Annotated in this window: 12 protein-coding genes; 7 read left to right on the top strand and 5 right to left on the bottom strand. The window is 42.7% G+C overall.

From position 1 onward, the window contains the following. Positions 1 to 56: 56 nt before the first annotated feature. Positions 57 to 1,139 carry a tRNA preQ1(34) S-adenosylmethionine ribosyltransferase-isomerase QueA gene (gene queA, locus LDO73_RS03410; protein WP_224060197.1) on the bottom strand — a complete coding sequence of 361 codons (1,083 nt, stop codon included), beginning with the start codon at positions 1,137 to 1,139 and terminating at the stop codon, positions 57 to 59. 193 nt (positions 1,140 to 1,332) lie between these two features. On the opposite strand from queA, the gene LDO73_RS03405 reads away from it, so the two are divergent. The 3 genes from LDO73_RS03405 to ggt all read left to right on the top strand — a co-directional run bounded on the left by LDO73_RS03405 (position 1,333) and on the right by ggt (position 4,732). Continuing rightward, complete coding sequence (locus tag LDO73_RS03405; protein WP_224060196.1) at positions 1,333 to 1,944, top strand: ACP phosphodiesterase; 612 nt, start codon at positions 1,333 to 1,335, stop codon at positions 1,942 to 1,944. A gap of 206 nt (positions 1,945 to 2,150) precedes the next feature. Beyond that, positions 2,151 to 2,753: a peroxiredoxin C gene (locus LDO73_RS03400; RefSeq protein ID WP_224060195.1), complete on the top strand. Its 603-nt coding sequence runs from the start codon at positions 2,151 to 2,153 to the stop codon at positions 2,751 to 2,753. A 212-nt stretch (positions 2,754 to 2,965) separates the two neighbouring features. Then, positions 2,966 to 4,732, top strand: a complete 1,767-nt coding sequence (gene ggt / locus LDO73_RS03395) for a gamma-glutamyltransferase (protein ID WP_224060194.1) — start codon at positions 2,966 to 2,968, stop codon at positions 4,730 to 4,732. Between the two features lie 74 nt (positions 4,733 to 4,806). On the opposite strand, the gene brnQ is transcribed toward ggt, so the two are convergent. The 3 genes from brnQ to phoB form a co-directional block, all read right to left on the bottom strand. Further along, positions 4,807 to 6,135 (bottom strand): branched-chain amino acid transport system II carrier protein, encoded by a 1,329-nt coding sequence (brnQ, locus tag LDO73_RS03390; RefSeq protein ID WP_224060193.1) that lies wholly within the window; start codon positions 6,133 to 6,135, stop codon positions 4,807 to 4,809. 494 nt (positions 6,136 to 6,629) lie between these two features. After that, positions 6,630 to 7,949, bottom strand: a complete 1,320-nt coding sequence (gene phoR / locus LDO73_RS03385) for a phosphate regulon sensor histidine kinase PhoR (protein WP_224060192.1) — start codon at positions 7,947 to 7,949, stop codon at positions 6,630 to 6,632. Positions 7,950 to 7,972: 23 nt separating this feature from the next. Further along, positions 7,973 to 8,662, bottom strand: coding sequence for a phosphate regulon transcriptional regulator PhoB (gene phoB, locus LDO73_RS03380; RefSeq protein ID WP_224060191.1), 690 nt, complete (start codon positions 8,660 to 8,662; stop codon positions 7,973 to 7,975). A 378-nt stretch (positions 8,663 to 9,040) separates the two neighbouring features. On the opposite strand from phoB, the gene sbcD reads away from it, so the two are divergent. The 4 genes from sbcD to LDO73_RS03360 all read left to right on the top strand — a co-directional run bounded on the left by sbcD (position 9,041) and on the right by LDO73_RS03360 (position 15,510). Next, a complete protein-coding gene (sbcD, locus tag LDO73_RS03375) occupies positions 9,041 to 10,255 on the top strand; it encodes an exonuclease subunit SbcD (protein WP_224060190.1) in 1,215 nt (404 codons plus the stop codon). A gap of 2 nt (positions 10,256 to 10,257) precedes the next feature. Next, a complete protein-coding gene (locus tag LDO73_RS03370) occupies positions 10,258 to 13,941 on the top strand; it encodes an AAA family ATPase (protein ID WP_224060189.1) in 3,684 nt (1,227 codons plus the stop codon). Between the two features lie 217 nt (positions 13,942 to 14,158). Continuing rightward, entirely contained in the window at positions 14,159 to 14,758 is a 600-nt protein-coding gene (locus LDO73_RS03365; RefSeq protein WP_224060188.1) for a nitroreductase family protein, read from the top strand. A gap of 452 nt (positions 14,759 to 15,210) precedes the next feature. After that, positions 15,211 to 15,510, top strand: a complete 300-nt coding sequence (locus tag LDO73_RS03360; protein WP_154602757.1) for a hypothetical protein — start codon at positions 15,211 to 15,213, stop codon at positions 15,508 to 15,510. Positions 15,511 to 15,773: 263 nt separating this feature from the next. Here the strand turns inward: LDO73_RS03360 and LDO73_RS03355 are convergent, their stop codons facing one another. Then, on the bottom strand, positions 15,774 to 17,723 hold the full coding sequence (locus tag LDO73_RS03355) for a bifunctional 2',3'-cyclic-nucleotide 2'-phosphodiesterase/3'-nucleotidase (RefSeq protein ID WP_224060187.1): 1,950 nt from the start codon (positions 17,721 to 17,723) through the stop codon (positions 15,774 to 15,776). Between the last annotated feature and the right edge of the window lie 563 nt (positions 17,724 to 18,286).

Below are 18,286 nucleotides of genomic sequence, written 5' to 3'. Positions count from 1 at the left end.
GAAAAACAGTCTGGTGCTACTGGTTACTGAATCTAAGCAAGCAGCTACGCCGCCACTTATTCTTGTTCTGCCAAGCCGACTTGCTCAAAGCGAGCATTGGCGTTTGGCGTAATAAACATGGCATCACCATAACTAAAGAAACGGTATTTTTGCTCAACAGCTTCTTTATAGGCCTGCATGGTGTTTTGATATCCCGCAAACGCAGAGACCAACATAATTAATGTGGATTCTGGTAAATGGAAGTTAGTGATCAGGGCATCAATCACTTGATATTCATAACCCGGATAAATAAATATCTGGGTATCATCAAAGAATGGAGCAATTAAAGCGTTTTCGCTGGCCTTCGCGGCGCTTTCGAGTGAACGAACAGATGTCGTCCCTACCGCAATTACACGATTTCCACGCGCCTTACACGCCAACACAGCATCAACCACCTCTTGCGGAACCTCTGCATATTCAGAGTGCATAATATGGTCTTCGATGGAATCAACACGCACTGGTTGGAACGTTCCCGCCCCGACATGCAATGTCACAAATGCCATCTCAACGCCTTTTTGGCGTAATGCTTCTAATAAAGGCTCATCAAAGTGCAAACCCGCTGTTGGTGCAGCAACCGCGCCCGGACGCTGGCTATACACGGTTTGATACAGCTCTTTATCCGACTCTTCATCTGGACGGTCGATATACGGAGGTAATGGCATGTGCCCAATTTGGTTAAGAATGCTTAATACATCGCGCGCATCATCAAAACGCAGCTCAAACAGTGCGCCGTGACGAGCGAGCATCGTTGCATTCACACTTTCATCTTCACCCAATAGCAGCGCGGTGCCTTCTTTTGGTGCTTTAGAGGCTCTAACATGGGCCAAAACACGATGGTCATCGAGCATACGCTCAATTAAAACCTCAATTTTACCGCCGCTAGCTTTACGACCGAACAATCTAGCAGGGATCACGCGAGTGTTGTTGAACACTAGCAAATCCCCTGGCTCCAATTTTTCAAGAATATCGGTAAACACACCATGCGTGAGCTGTCCCGTGGCACCATCAAGACCAAGTAAGCGACATGAGCTACGCTCAGCCTGAGGATAGTGGGCAATAAGTTCTTCTGGTAATTCAAAAGTAAAATCGGATACACGCATTGTATTGACATCAATCTAAAAAAATAAGGCGACTAGTCTAGTGCTGCACTGCCTTTGGCGCAAGAAATAAGCGCCACTTTGTATAAAAAAGAACCAATATTATGCAAATATTTTCTGAAACCGCACGGAATGTGTCGGCACTCTTTTTTCTTTCATTTTTTCGTTTCTGAAATTTTTCGTTTATAGTACCGCCATGAACTATCTTGCTCATCTTCACCTAGCCTATCTTGCCAAAAGCTCCCTATTGGGAAACATGATGGCGGACTATGTACGCGGCAACCCTGCGGGAGATTACTCGCCTGATGTGGTTGCAGGGATCCGTATGCACAGAGCCGTAGATAGAACCACCGATACCCATCCGCTCGTCAAACAAGCTCGTCAGCTATTTCGCGAAGAATACCGCCGAGTCGCGCCGATCACCTTAGATTTAGTCTGGGATCATTTTCTTTCTCGGCATTGGGAGCGTCTCGTTCCTTCACATTCACTCTCTGATTTTGTGCATTTTGCTAGGCAAACCATTGAACCAGATTTGTGTCATACCCCTGAAAAATTTCAGGAGTTAAATGAGTATCTTTGGTCTCAACAATGGCTGACGAAATACGCAGAAAAAGCGTACATCGGTAAGTCACTTAATGGCATGGCAAAGCGCCGCCCAAAACTTACAGCCCTGAGTGGGTCATTTAATGATTTTCTGCTTAATTATCTAGAACTTGAACATATTTTCTTTCAGTTTTATCCACAAATGATTGAGACGGCAAAACAGCAACTTTTTGTCCAAGAGTTCACATTACGTGCATCCGAATAAATTAAAACTTGCACTTTAATGGAATAAAACTATCTTATTGATATTAATCTGCCAAATTGATACCATTGATAGGTAAAAGCTATCATATTGATTGGTTTTAATGTCTTTATTCTCCAAGGATAAAACCTTATCCTTAGGTTATATTTATCCGCATGCCCCATTTCAATTGCGGAGATAGAAACCCTTAAAACTCATAGGAGTACATTATGGTTCTGGTTACACGTCAAGCCCCTGACTTTACTGCTGCTGCTGTTCTTGGTAATGGTGAAATCGTTGAGAACTTCAACCTGAAGAAGCACCTGAACGGTCGTCCAGCTGTGATCTTCTTCTGGCCAATGGACTTCACTTTTGTATGTCCTTCCGAACTGATTGCATTCGACCATCGCTATGAAGAATTCAAAAAACGCGGCGTAGAAATCGTTGGTGTTTCTTTCGACTCAGAATTCGTTCATAACGCATGGCGTAAAACGCCTGTTGATAACGGCGGTATCGGTGAAGTTAAATATCCGATGGTTGCTGATATCAAACGCGACATCATGCGAGCTTACGGCATCGAGCACCCAGAAGCGGGTGTTGCTCTGCGCGGTTCTTTCTTAGTTGATAAAAATGGTGTTGTTCGTCACCAAGTAGTTAACGACCTGCCATTAGGCCGTAACATCGACGAAATGCTGCGTATGGTTGACGCGCTGCAATTCCACGAAGAGCACGGTGCGGTTTGCCCAGCTCAGTGGGAAAAAGGCAAAGAAGGTATGAAAGCATCTCCAACAGGCGTTGCTGCTTACCTGACTAAAAACGCAAGTGACCTATAATTCAGTCTGTTAAGTTTTAAGTGCCGGCTTTATGCCGGCATTTTTGTATCTATGCCTATCTAAAATTTATCCTACCGCGTTAACACTTTTTCACTTTTGTTATTCAACCCTTCAAATCATTCATGCTATATCTGGATGATACAAATATTTAACAAATTATTTATTTGTATTACATCTACGCGTTACTTCCTTCACTAAATCGGGAGATACCAATGATAAAAAATGCATTGCGCCCCTCTTTACTACTGATTTCGTTGCTAACTTCAAGTCAACTTTATGCCGCTTCTGAACCTGCCGTTGAAGCAACAAAAGGCATGGTTGTCTCCTCTCAACACCTTGCATCACAAATTGGTGCTGACATTTTAAAAGCAGGAGGAAATGCGGTGGATGCAGCGGTGGCAGTCGGTTATGCCCAAGCCGTTGTTAACCCTTGCTGTGGCAATATTGGTGGTGGTGGTTTTATGACGCTACACCTTGCGGATGGTAAAGATATCTTTATTAACTTCCGCGAAACAGCGCCGAAAGCCGCCAGTGCCAATATGTATTTAGATAAAGACGGCAAACTTATCAAAGATGCCAGCTTATATGGCTACCTCGCATCGGGTGTGCCAGGTACAGTGAAAGGCTTAGATTATGCCCTTGAAAAATACGGTACTATGAGCCGCCAGCAAGTAATGGCACCCGCAATTAGGCTCGCTCGAGAGGGCTTTGTCCTAACCCGTGGCGATACCGACGTACTCGACACCACAACCGAACGCTTCAAACAAGATCCCGAAGTGGCTCGGATCTTCTTAAAACCAAATGGAAGTGCTTACCAACCGGGAGACTTGCTGGTACAAACCGATTTGGCAAACACACTGGAAAAAATCGCCAATAAAGGCCCCGTTGCATTCTATGAAGGAGATATTCCTAAAATCGTAGAAGCCGCATCCAAGAAAAATGGCGGGATCCTAACAGCTCAAGACTTTGCTGATTACACCATCTCAGATACCACACCCGTTAGCTGTACCTACCGTGGTTACAAATTTATCTCTGCACCACCACCAAGTTCGGGCGGCGTAACTATCTGTGAAACCCTCAATATTTTAGAAGGTTATGATCTCAAAGAGATGGGCTTCAACTCTGCAGAATATATTCATACGCTGACTGAAGCGATGCGCCACGCCTATATGGATCGCAATACATTCTTAGGTGACCCAGCATTTGTGGATAACCCAACGGGTAAACTGCTCAGCAAACAGTATGCTGCCGAGCTGCGCAAAGAAATTGTACCAAATAAAGCGACGCCATCTACTGAAGTTCAACCTGGAATGGGGCCACACGAAAAACCGGAAACCACCCATTATTCTGTCGTGGATGATAAAGGTAATGCCGTTTCAACCACTTATACGATTAATGGTCGATTTGGCTCTGTCGTGATCCCACCGGGTACAGGCTTCTTCCTGAATGATGAAATGGATGATTTCACCACCAAAGTTGGTGAGAAAAATCTGTATGGGTTAGTGCAAGGGGAAAGAAACTCTATCGCCCCCGGTAAGCGCCCACTATCATCAATGAGCCCGACAATTGTCACTAAAGACGGCAAAGTATTCTTAGTACTCGGTTCACCGGGAGGCTCAAGGATCATTTCGATTACCTTGCAAACCGCATTAAACATTATTGACCATGGCATGCCGCCACAAGAAGCGGTGAATGCCCCTCGCATTCACCATCAATGGCTGCCAGACGAGGTTTATTATGAGCAACGCGGTGTCTCCAAAGACAGTTTAGCACTACTCGATAAGATGGGTTATAAGATGGTGGAGCAGACCCCATGGGGCGCTGCCGAGCTAATTATGATCGGCATTCCTGACGGTGCGGGTGTGAGTGCGAAATCTTCCGGCAACGACTCTGCTGTTTCTGGCAAAGTCCGTGAAGGCTTTATTTACGGCTCCAACGACGTTCGTCGCCCCGCAGGCAGTGCGGTAGGTGTGAATTGATTAATCGATAATTAAAATGAAAAATGCCAGCTGATTTATCATCTACTGGCATTTTTTTATCTATTTACAATATATTATGCGTGCTTATGATGCTCACTTGATGGTGCGATCAATCTGTCACACAGCGCAGCAACCACTAACACAACCAGCGATGGTAATAACCATGCTAAATCTTGCTGATATAGTGGAATAGATGTCATCCAGTCTGGGATATAAGTCTTCAAGTTATCAGATGCTTTCACTGCACCAACCAAACCGACCACAAAACTTGTTAACATCGTTGGAGCAATCACGATGGTTGGGTTACGCCACCATTTCAACGTAAAGCTCATCAAAATTAAAACGATACAAGGTGGATAAATCGAAACCAATACCGGCAATGAGAACGCTATCAGCTTACTCAGTCCGAGGTTTGAAATCACCATAGAGAACAAGCCTAAAATCAATACCAATTTACGGTAAGAAATTGGCACATAGCGACTAAAGAACTCAGCACATGCGCAGGTTAGCCCTACCGCTGTCACCATACAGGCAACAAAAATCAACACCGCTAAGAAGAAGCTACCGTAATTACCAAACGTGTATTGAACATATTCGTGAAGAATATCAGCGCCATCAGCAGGATTTGGAATCAATGACCCGCTATTTTCGCCCAATTTGAACAGCGATAAATAGACCAGAGTTAATAACACCCCAGCAATTAAACCTGCCCACATGGTATAGCGAGTTAATAATGATGAGTTTTCAATACCACGGGAACGCGCCGCATTCACAATGACAATACCAAAAACCATGGCACCTAATGTGTCCATCGTTAAATAGCCATTAATAAAGCCATTGGAAAATGCCATATCTTGATATTCAGGGGTTGCCAAAATCGGTTGTCCGGCAGGCCACATAACAGCAGCAACACCTAAAATTGCCAGCGCCAACATTTTGACTGGTGCCAAAATGTGCCCAACGCTATCTAGCAATTTACCTGGATATAACGAAATACCGATCACCAGTACAAAATAGATGGCACTATAAACCAGCAGCGATATTTCAGATTCACCGCCCAGCAGTGGTGCAATACCCACTTTATAAGAAACTGTTGCCGTTCTTGGGGTCGCAAAAAGAGGCCCCACCGATAAATACGCAACGATAGCTAATAGCAGACCGGCGGTTTTGCCAATTGGCGTGCTGAGCGCTTCAATACCGCCCCCCACTTTCGCCAATGCAACAACGGTAAGAACAGGAAGGCCGACACCAGTGACTAAGAAGCCAAGTGCCGCAGTCCAAACTTGTTCACCGGCTTGTAAACCGACCATTGGCGGGAAAATGATATTTCCAGCCCCAACAAACAGCGCAAAGGTCATAAAACCTAAGGCGAGGATATCTCTGGATGATAAACGATGAGCCATATTATGTTAATTTTTAGTAAATTATGAAATAAAAACAGGTCACTTCATCGGTAACCTATTGGAACATATATGACGAAATAGAGTTCTGATCAACATTGCATTAACAATATAAAATGCATGCTTTGGTTAGCTTTATAATACTAAACATCAAAAAACAGTAAAAATCGCCAATAACTGGCGACAAGTAAAACTTTTGTAGGGAAAAAAGGCAATAGCAAACCCAAAAACAAGAACAATGTACCAAACTAAATTTAAGAACCAGTGATTACTATCAGTAAAATTGCAATATCCCGTATATATTCAGGCTAAAAAATCATCAACAAAACATTTTTTAACCGCACTGACGAGATTTTGGCAGAATAAGATGAAGAAAATTTCAGGATAAAATTGAAAATATAGCGCAGGCGTTAGAAATAACACCAATATGGGATGAATTACAAAACAAAAAACCTTGCTAACACAATGATTTTATTAGCAAGGCTTGGGATTTTCGATTATTTAGCGCTTAGTGTATTCGTTTTTTTATCTGACACAATAAACACTGGTGGTAATGTGAATGAAAACTCACTGCCCTTGCCAACCTGACTGGTGACTGAGAGCTGGCTACTATGGTGCTGAACGGCATGCTTAACAATTGCTAAGCCCAGCCCTGTTCCACCGCCACCTTGCCTTGAGCGCGCTTTATCCACACGATAAAAACGCTCTGTTAAGCGAGGAAGGTGCTCCGCTGGAATTCCCGGACCATTATCACTCACACTAAACTGTGCACCATTGCTGGTTCGTTGCCATTTCACCATAATTTTCGTACCGTCTGGTGTATGGTTTATGGCGTTATACACTAAGTTAGCCACCGCACTTCGTAGCTGCTCTTCATTGCCATGAACTCGAAGTTTTTCATCAATACTGAATTCAAACTCGTGCCGCCCTTGGCTTAAACTAATCGCTTCTTGTTCAATCATCTTAAGAATGACCGGCATATTAATCTGTTCATCAAGATTAATTTGAGGGGCAACCTCAATACGGGATAATTGCAGCAATTGCTTCACAAGGTTATCCATTCGATGAGTCTGCTCTTGCATCACCGACAACGCTTTTTTATTCATCGGTGAAGTGCCTTCTTGATCATCCATGACTTCAAGATAACCTTGAATAACGGTCAATGGCGTACGCAACTCATGGCTCACGTTAGCAAAAAAGTCTCTACGGGCTTTTTCTAGACGGCGTTTTTCAGTCACATCTCGAGCCACCATCAAAAGCTGATCACTTGCATACGGTAAGATACGAAACTCAACAATTTCGCCACTGTTAAGCTCAATCGTCAGCGCTTGGTCATAATTTTTCACGGTGAAATAACGGCTAAAATCAGGATAACGTAACAAGTTAAAAATATGCTGTCCGTTATCCTCTGGCCAGCGAAAACCAAGAAGCTGTTGAGCGTGGCGGTTACACCAAAATATATTGCCTTCGGTGGTCATTATTACCACGGCATCAGGCAAGGATTCAGCCCCACTGCGAAATCGCTTAATCAACTGCCCTAGTTCACGGCGACGCTTACGGTTACGCTGCTGCATCTGATAGATACCATAAAATATCGGCTCCCATCCCCCTTTGCCATCCGGCGGCAGCATACTTCTATCCAACCAGAGCCAGTCAGAAAGCTTTAGCAGGTTATATCCGTGCCAAATGAGTGCCGCGAGTAGAGAGATCACTAGCAGCCACGGAAGGTGTCCAATAAAAACAGACAGTATCAATGCGGGTAAAATAAATAAAAACAGCCCCCAAATCAGCTGTTTTAAGGATAAGCGTTCAAGCACCCATGTTTCTCCCTAATGGTTTCTCAATAGCGAACAGAGAAGCGGTAGCCAGTACCACGAACCGTTTGCACCATCTTATCATGTCCATCTAACTCTAACGCTTTTCTTAAACGACGAATATGGACATCCACCGTTCTGTCTTCCACATACACGTTTGCACCCCAAACATAATTGAGTAACTGCTCGCGGCTATAAACTCGCTCTGGATGGGTCATAAAGAAGTGAAGTAACTTGTATTCGGTAGGGCCCATATCAATGGGAATTTCTTTGCTGGTAACGCGATGAGAGGTAGGGTCAAGCACTAGCCCGTTCATCTCGATAATGTCTTCTGTCGCCATTGGAGAGATTCGTCGTAAAATGGCTTTAACCCGGGCTATCAATTCTTTTGGTGAAAACGGTTTAATGAGATAATCATCCGCTCCCACTTCTAATCCTTTCACGCGATCTTCTTCTTCACCCCTTGCTGTTAGCATCATCACGGGGACATCTCGCGTGGCACTATCACGCTTCATATGTTTAATGACTTGGATACCGGAACCTCCGGGGATCATCCAATCCAATAATACTAAATCAGGAAGTGGATCAACCAATTGCGCTATCGCAGAATCATAATCATCAGCCTCTGTAGGCTGAAAACCATTCTGTGCCAATACAAAACAAACCATTTCTCGGATGGGCGCTTCATCTTCAACGACTAGAATGCGTCTTGCCATGATTGTTCCTGTAAATAAGAAGAGATTTTTAATGTGACCGCATTATGCGTCAGTTTTGTGACAGAATTATGAATATCTCAACGCACAATCAAGATCTATCATTAGATTAACAGTTTAATGTCATGTAAGTGAAATATTAACGCCACATCATTCATTTCACGACAAATCAACGATATCACCACAAGCCTAGGTTTTCGCTTTCGTTGCGAAGCGCTTCGCAACTCTCTCTTTTTTACTGTTTAATTTGCCATGCCTTTGCCTTCACTTAGCCTCTATACGGTATACTGTGACGCAACAAACCAAATGGTTTGAATATTAGTATAAAGCGTCTGAATATTAATATAGTAAAAGCTTCATAATTATAGGAACCGCTAGCTCATGCGCATCATCCACACTTCAGACTGGCATTTAGGTCAGTATTTTTTCACTAAAAATCGATCTGCTGAACACCAACACTTTTTGCGTTGGCTAATCGAGCAAGTCAAACAGTACCAAGTGGATGCCCTGATTGTGGCTGGCGATGTCTTTGATACTGGCGCGCCCCCAAGTTATGCGCGCGAACTCTACAATCAGTTTATTGTTGATTTGCAAAAAACAGGCTGCCAATTAGTTATCTTGAGTGGTAACCATGATTCTGTCTCTGTTTTGAATGAATCCAGCGCGTTATTACGTTATTTAAATACTCACGTCATCACATCAAACAGCGAATCCCCTGTCATCACATTGAAAGATAAGCAAGGGAACCCAAATGGATTGGTGTGCGCAATCCCCTTTTTGCGACCGCGAGATATCCAAGTCAGCATTGCGGGGCAAAGCAGTGAAGAAAAACAACTTTCATTACAAAATGCCATTCATGAACGCTACCAAAGCTGTTACCAAAAAGCCGTTGAACAACGTACAGAGCTGGGCTTAGATATCCCGATTATTGCCACAGGGCATTTGACTGTCGTCGGTGCAGAACTGACAGATTCAGTGCGTGAGATTTATATTGGCACATTGGATGCTTTTCCTTCTGGTGCATTCCCACCCGCAGATTATATTGCGCTCGGACATATCCATCGTCCTCAACTAATTGGTGGACAAGCACATATTCGCTATAGCGGCTCTCCAATTGCACTCAGTTTTGATGAGTCACAGCAACAAAAAAGTGTCTGCTTAGTCGAATTTAACCAGCACCAATTTGCCAATGTTACTTTACTGCCAATTCCGGTTTTCCAACCGCTATTAAGTTTAAAGGGCTCTTTGAAAGAATTACAAAAACAATTAATAGACTTACCCATCCCAGAAAATGAGCTCCCTATTTGGTTAGATATTGAAGTCGCCACTCAAGACTATCTTGGTGATATACAACAACGTATTGAAGCTCTTACTCAAGAACTCCCTGTTGAAGTGGTTCGCCTACGCCGAGCGCGGCGGGCACAGACTGGTCAAAACCTCACTCCGCAGAATGAAACATTAAATGAGCTGACCGCCGAAGAAGTCTTTACTCGACGACTTACCGAAGAGGCATTGGAAGACAAAGCGTTAGAGCAACGTTTATTGCAGCTGTTCAAGCAATCCTACGCCAACTTGCGCAATGAGCAGGGAGAATAACTGTGAAAATCTTAAGCTTACGCCTGAAAAATATTAACTCCCTAAAAGGTGAATGGAAGATTGATTTCACAGAAGAGCCTTTTGCCAGTAATGGGTTATTTGCCATCACAGGAGCGACTGGCGCGGGAAAAACCACTTTATTGGATGCCATCTGCCTTGCGCTTTACCACCAAACTCCACGGTTAGGCGCAATATCAAAAAGCAAAAATGAGTTGATGACCCGCCATACGGGTGAATGTTTAGCGGAAGTGGAGTTTGAAGTTAAAGGCATCGCTTATCGCGCATTTTGGAGTCAACGCCGAGCAAATAATAAACCCGATGGTAACCTGCAAGATGCAAAAGCAGAGCTTGCAACCGTCGCTGATGGGCAGATCATCGCAGAAAAAATCAGTGAAGTTCGTGAAAAAATTGTGCAAATCACCGGGCTCGATTTTGGGCGTTTCACTAAATCTATTTTGCTCTCTCAAGGGGATTTTGCCGCCTTTTTAAATGCCACCGAAAAAGAGCGTGCCGATTTACTGGAAGAGATCACTGGCACCGAAATTTACAGCCAGATTTCGGTGTATATTTTTAACCAACATAAACAAGCTAAAACCGATCTCGATATTCTTCGAGCGCAAGCGGGCAGTATTAACTTACTTACTGAATCAGAGTATCAAGAACTTGTTGAAAAACAGCAACAATATTCAGCGCAAGAACAGCAACTGAGCCAGAATAAAAACCGCCATCAACAAGCGCTAACATGGCACCAGCAACATCAACAATTGGTGCAAAATACCCAGCGATTACAGATTGCACAGCAGCAAGCTCTACAGCAATATCAAGCCGCCGAACCCAGCTTGCATAAACTGGCACAAAGCGCACCAGCGGAAGCCTTACGCCCTGATTGGATGGCAGTGCAAAGCTTGCAAACTCAACTCGATGAACAGACCCAAAAACAGCAGCGCACCACATTACTTTTAGAAGACGCTCAAAAGCAGCGCTTGCCATTAGTCACCCAACACACTCAAGCTCAGTCGGAACAAAACCAATATAAAGAGTGGGTACAAAAAACCACGGCAATGATCGATAACGAAGTGCGACCACTCGACAATTTGCTCACACAGCTTAACCAGCAAAAAGTCCAATTTGCCGAGCAATTGAATCAGCTAAATGGCGAATATTTGCAGAAAAAATCGAGTGTAGAGAGCACTCAGCAGAAAATTTTTCATGCCAATAATGAATTGAATACAACCCAGTTATTTCTACAAGAACATCAAAATGATGCCCAAATTGTCGCTCAACTCGGTAGCTGGCAACAGCAAGGGAAATTTATTTATGAACTCACAGAACGCCTAACTCAAAGTCAGAAAAAGCAGCAAGCTATCAACCTTGAATGGCAAACCCTACAACAAGTTCAGCAGCAAAAATCCAAAGAATCTCAACTGGCTCAAAGCCATTTAGAAGAGCAGCACTCTCGCTTTAATCAGCTAGAAAAGCAGTTTCAGGAATATAAAGAAAAGCACAGTATTGAAGAAATTAAGGTCGCAATTTCACAGCGACAAGAGCATTTGCAACACGCGAAAATACTGCCTGTTTTACTGGCTCAACATGAGGAAAAACAGCAGCAATTACAGTCACAAACTCAGTTGCAAAACCAACTCAGCGAATCTATCAACCAATTGGCACAACAGATTACCATTGCGCAAGATAGAGTGACTCAGCTCCAGCCTCAACATCAAGTTTTGGAGCAAAAACTTCAGCTGGAACAAACAATTGTCAGCTTAGAACATGAACGCCAAAAGCTCATTGAAGGGATTCCATGCCCTCTTTGTGGTTCATTGGAGCACCCTGCTTTAGCATCATATCAAGCCGTTATGCCCAATGAGACCCAGCAGCAACTGGCTACGCTAATGACTCAAATTGAGACCGAAAAACAAAAGCTCACTGAGCAGCAAGCCTTATTGCAAGCAGACAAACGCCGCCAGCAAGATAACGAATTGGCTCAAAAGCAGCTACAAGAGCAGTTCAATAATCTGAACAATCAATGGCTAAAGGCATGTGAGCAAGCACATATCCCTGAACTAGCCAAAACCGCGTCAGCGGTAGAGCAATCCCTTGTTAAATTACAAGAAAAGCTTACCGCTCAGCAAGCCATCATCAATGAATTTGCACAGTTAGAGCGTCAGTACCAAGAGGCTAAAAACCAATATTATGAACAGCAAGCTCAAGCTAAACAGCTGTTTTCTGAGTTATCTCTCCTTGATGAAAAACTTAAGCATCAGTCACAGCAATTAGAAGATAACCAAGCTGAGCAGCAATCTCTGCAACAACGCCTAGAACAACAAACACAGCAGCTTACAGCCTCGCTGGCTCCATTCAATCTCACATTGCCAAATCAAGCGCAATTTACCACCTGGCTACAAGAGATTGAGCAACGCGGGCAATATTATGAAGCGCAAAAAGCAACCTTCCTGCAAATCACCAAAAATATTGAAGTTGATACGGCAACGCTTGCAGCTGAAACAGCGAATGCTCAGCAATTAGCTCAGCAACTTTCTGCTCAACAGCAGCAATTAGAGCAATTAAATCAGCAAATTGAACAAAAAAACATGCAACGCCAGAATCTATTAGAAGGCCAAACAGTTGCTGTTTTTATTCAAAAAATGCAAGAAAAACAAGCTCAATACACACATCAAGTTGATACGCTTTCAGAACAAATTAGCGCAATAGATAAAAATATTGCCGCACTCAACGGGAGTGCCCAAGAACTTGATCACCAATTGAAGCAACTTAGCCAGCGACAGCTAGCCGCTCACGCTCAGTTTGTTGCTGCACTCAATAGCAGCCCCTTCGAAACTCAAGAGCAATTCCTTAATGCCTTACTGCCTACTGAAGAGAAAATTGAGCTGGAGCAGCTTAAACAACGAGTGACTCAACAGCGGCTGGAGGCGGAAACTCGCTACCAAGAAAGCCAGTCAGCCATAGCAAATCATGAGCAACAACGTTTAGTGGAATTCACTGAGTTTTCTGTGGAACAAATTCAGCAAGCTCTCGAACAGTTAGAGAGCCAAATCAAGATCTTGAACCAGCAACAAGGGCAAATCATTAACCAGCTTGAGCGTGATCAGCAACAGCGTCACCAACAGCGCGAGTTATTGAATAAAATTGAACAGAGCCAATTAAGCTACGACGATTGGAGTTATCTCAATACCTTAATCGGTTCCGCTGAAGGGGATAAATTCCGTCGCTATGCTCAAGGGCTAACCCTAGACTGTTTAGTCTCGCTCGCTAACCAGCAACTCGATAAATTGCATGGTCGTTATTTGCTACAACGTAGCCATTTAGCCAACCTCGAATTACAAGTTATTGATGGTTGGCAAGGGGATAGCATTCGCGATACGAAGACCCTTTCCGGGGGTGAAAGCTTCTTAGTCAGTCTCGCGCTAGCCCTTGCACTCTCTGACATGGTGAGCCATCGCACACAATTAGAGTCACTCTTTTTAGATGAAGGCTTCGGTACGCTAGACGCTGAAACTTTAGACATCGCCCTAGATGCATTAGAGAGCCTAAATGCATCAGGAAAAACCATTGGGGTGATTAGCCATGTGGAAGCGATGAAAGAACGAATTCCAGTACAAATTGCAGTGAAAAAAACTAACGGACTCGGCTTTAGTGAGCTTCCAAGCCATTATCGTGTTAGTTAACTACTCCGAGCCAAAAAAACACAATAACTACATGAAGTTATTGTATTTTCATAACAACATTCAAAAATTTGAACATTAAGGTTAAATTTTTTTTCTATGATTTGGTTGGGATACCTTTATAGTTATTCACATCGAAACAATTTATATCGAAACAAGTTACGGCTTCTGAGGTTGTTCAATAAATTGCCGTGCTCTAAACAAAAGCAAGGGGACAAACATGTCTAACGCATTTATCGAAATGATTAAAAATCGTCGCACTATTTATAACTTAGGCGATTCATTACCAATCTCGGAAGAGAAAGTGGCTGAGCTTATCAAAGAAGCGGTTAAGCACTCCCCATCAGCATTTAACTCACAAACTTCACGTATTGTGGTGTTATTTGGTGCAGAACATAAAAAACTGTGGAATATCACCAAAGAAGCGTTACGCGCTATCGTACCAGAAGCGGCATTTGCGGGAACTGAGCAAAAAATTAATAGCTTTGCAGCAGGTGCAGGTACCGTTCTTTTCTTTGAAGATAAAAACGTAGTGACTGGCTTACAAGAGCAATTCCCACTCTATGCAGATAACTTCCCTATCTGGTCAGAACAAGCGAGCGGTATGGCGCAGCTGGCAGTATGGACAACATTATCTCAGGAAAATGTGGGTGCATCATTACAGCACTACAACCCATTAATTGATAATCAAGTTCAACAAGAGTGGAATATCCCAGCGAATTGGATTTTACGCGCTCAAATGGTATTTGGTTCAATTGAGCAACCAGCTGGTGATAAAGACTTTATGGACGACGACGTTCGTTTCAAAGTATTCAAATAATTCATCACTAATCGTTATTATCTTTATAGCCTCTGCAAATGTTTGCAGAGGCTTTATTTTATTTATCCACCAAAATCATTATATATTTATTTATATAACAAATCTGAATTTCATTAAACTCTTAACAATATAAAATCCTCAACTATCGCAAATTACCCCAACAGAAAAACACCTCTGGGATATTAATCAAAACCAATTAGCACTTATTCAAAAATAATATTTATTTTTTATATATTGGTCGCAATTTTATAAAAAATAGTATTCTTAATCACTTATATAAAACTGAAAAACAACCTTAACTTGATTGACATCAATATGTTATATCCTCATGGTAATAGTATTTACTTATAGACCAAACTTTTATTTTTGCATTATCAATATTTGAACTACACTAAAAATAAGAGCACAGAAGCAGTATTGGATGGTGGTCAGTGTTATTAAGGGGGTGGACTATGAAACGTTTATCTTTATTAACTACTGTAGTGGCAATCTTCATTTCGAGTTGTTCTTTTGCAAGTAATATCAACCCATCTTCAGGAGGTACAGTTTCATTTGGTGGTTATATCTATGAGCCTCAGTGTGAAGTGGATATTTCACAAAAAACTCACGTAAATATTGATTGTTATCGTAATGGTAAAACAGTCACCGCTTCAGGTTCATTGCAAAATGGTAAAAAAGTGGAATCCGAGTATGTCAAAGTTGAATATGACAAATACAGTAAATTACCTATGTTAAACGTGACTTATGAATAAGTTAATTGAAGATCTAATAAGCATAATATTTCGGGGAGCTGCCATTTACTCTTAAGTTTAAACTCCCCGAATTTTATTTCTGTATTAATCCGCTTTTGCTGGCACATTGCCAGTCAGTTATTTTTCTATTCCTCTATGCCTCTTTCTTTTATGGCACTTTCCCTAATTATTTTTTCATATGAATGTCATCGAACATACATTTCTATGAAGAAAAGCCTGACACAAGTGACAGGCTTTCGGTTATCAATATTTTATGACTGCGATTACTTAGCGGTTAAATCAACTTGGTAAATAGCAAAACCAATATCGTCAGTACCCACTTTTTTCATTGGATATTGAGCATGTTGCTGAATAAACTCGGCGGCTTTTTCACTTGGTGAAGTTTCAAAACGTACATCGAGTTTTTTATCGGTTTTAATTGGCGTGAAGGACCAGTTATTATCAGCCTTCGAAACCACTTCGCCTTTTTCTTTAGATACTTTAGCGATATAAGCCGCTAAAATTGCACGGTTTTCATCTGGCGAAGCAAACGCAATATGCGCATCACCAGTACCAGCAAATTTACCGCCGTAACCACGATAGTTATTGGTCGCGATTAAGAACGCCGCTTTAGGATCGATTGGTTTGCCTTGGTAAGTCACATTTTTGATACGATTTGCATCTTTATTGACCACTTGGCAATCAGTGTCATATTTAGCTGGCTGAGTCAGGTCAATCTGGTAATTTACACCGCTAATGGTGTCAAAGTTATAGGTTCTAAAACCATCCCAGTTGATCAGGCTTTGTGGCTTAGTTGACTGCGCATCAATTTGGTTGAACATGCCCGCAGAGCACTCTAACCACTCAACCACATCCGCACCTGTTGCCTTCACAACCACTAAAGTATTTGGATAGAGATATAAATCAGCAGCATTACGGAAGGTTAAATCCCCTTTTTCCACTTCAACAAACTCAGAAGGCGCATTTTTACGTCCACCTGCTTTGAATGGTGCTGCTGCCGCTAATACTGGTAAGTCAGCTAAGTCTGGGTCGCCTTGGATAAAGTTACGGGTGTAATCCATCTGAGCATCATTCACAATCTGAACCGTTGGATCGCTTTGAACTAATGCCAAGTAGCTGTACATGTTTTCAGAGGCTTTACCAATCAGTTTACCCACGAAATCACGAGTACCTTGATGCTGCTCTTGGATGATTTTCACGAGTGATTCATCGCGCTCAACCAGTGCTTTCTTGTTGGCTTTATCATAAACAGGGCGGGCATGGGCTTGAGCTTCAACCACTTTCCAATCGCCGCTATCATTGTTAACCACCAAATCGACCACACCTAAATGATCACCCCACTGTCCTGGCATAACGGCTGGAATACCGTTAACTGTGCCTTTTGCCACATCGACGCCTTTAATCTCGGCAAATTCTTTACTTGGGAACACACCGTGAGAGTGACCAAACATAATGGCGTTAATGCCCGGTACTTCGCTGAGATAGTACACAGAGTTTTCTGCCATCGCTTTGTATGGCTCTTGTGAGAATCCTGAGTGAGGAATTGCCACAATCAGGTCAGCGCCCTCTTTTTTCATTTGTGGTACAAACTTTTTAGCGGTTTCAGTGATGTCATTCACCTTCACTTTGCCTTCTAAGTTTGGTTTATCCCAAATCATGATTTGTGGCGGCACAAAACCGATATAACCGACTTTAATGGTATGTATTTTGCCATCACGGTCTTTTACCGGCGTATCAACAATGATGTACGGTTTGAAGTAGTTTTCACCGGTTTTAGCATCAACGATATTGGCGTTGACGTAAGGGAATTTCGCGCCTGCAATGGCTTGTTTCAGGTAATCTAAACCAAAGTTGAACTCGTGGTTACCAAAGTTACCGACGGTGTAACCCATGGTGTTCATTAGGCTATGAGCAGGGTGAGATTCCCCCTCTTTTAAGCCTTTGTTGGCCATATAGTCAGCCAGTGGGCTACCTTGAATTAAGTCGCCGTTATCCACGAGGATAGCGTTGGTGGCTTCATTTTTAGCAGCTTTGATTAATGTCGCAGTACGTACCAGACCAAATTGTTCGGTAGGCTTGTCTTTGTAGTAGTCGAAGTCAATGAGGTTGCTGTGTACATCGGATGTTTCCATGACACGCAAGTCAACCGTGGCAGCGTTGGCATTAAATGCCACCAGCAGTGCCAAAGATGAAAGTTTTAGAGCCTTTTTCACGTTAAATCCCCTTTGTTGCCTTTTGAGAGAATGCCTCTCATAAAATCCAGATTCATTTCATGGTTATTGAGCAAAAAAACAACCATACCCGAAATTGAGCCTGTCACTGTGTGTTGGATATCAAGTTTTAATGATAATGCCTGCAAACAGTAACCATTTTTTGTGACTAAATCACGGTTTTAGTCCATTTATGAATCCCGACTTTTATATAGCTCACAAAAATAGATTTATCCGATAAAAATCACCGCTATTATTTGAGTTATCGATAAAACCCGCTATTCCCCAAATAACTCACCAATACTCACTTTATCAGTAGCAAAATCCACCAGCTCGCTTTTCTCTTTAGCCCTTCTTTTGCTTTTACCTTTCTTTTGCCTTTTTTCGCCCTTCCCCTCACCCAATGCTCTAAATAATTCGCGTTGTAGCAAGGCGGCAAGTGAAACTAGTCCCTAGGAGCATACATTAGTATGTGACTAGGGCTAGTAAGCGAAGCCAACGCAGCTACAGCGTGAAGTATGACGAGCAAGGCGGCAAATGAAGCTAGTCCCTAGAAGCATACACGA

Source organism: Providencia alcalifaciens (assembly GCF_915403165.1).
Lineage (GTDB): Bacteria > Pseudomonadota > Gammaproteobacteria > Enterobacterales > Enterobacteriaceae > Providencia > Providencia alcalifaciens_C.
Note: the sequence above shows the minus strand (reverse complement) of the source record. Positions and strands in the feature narration are given on the sequence as shown.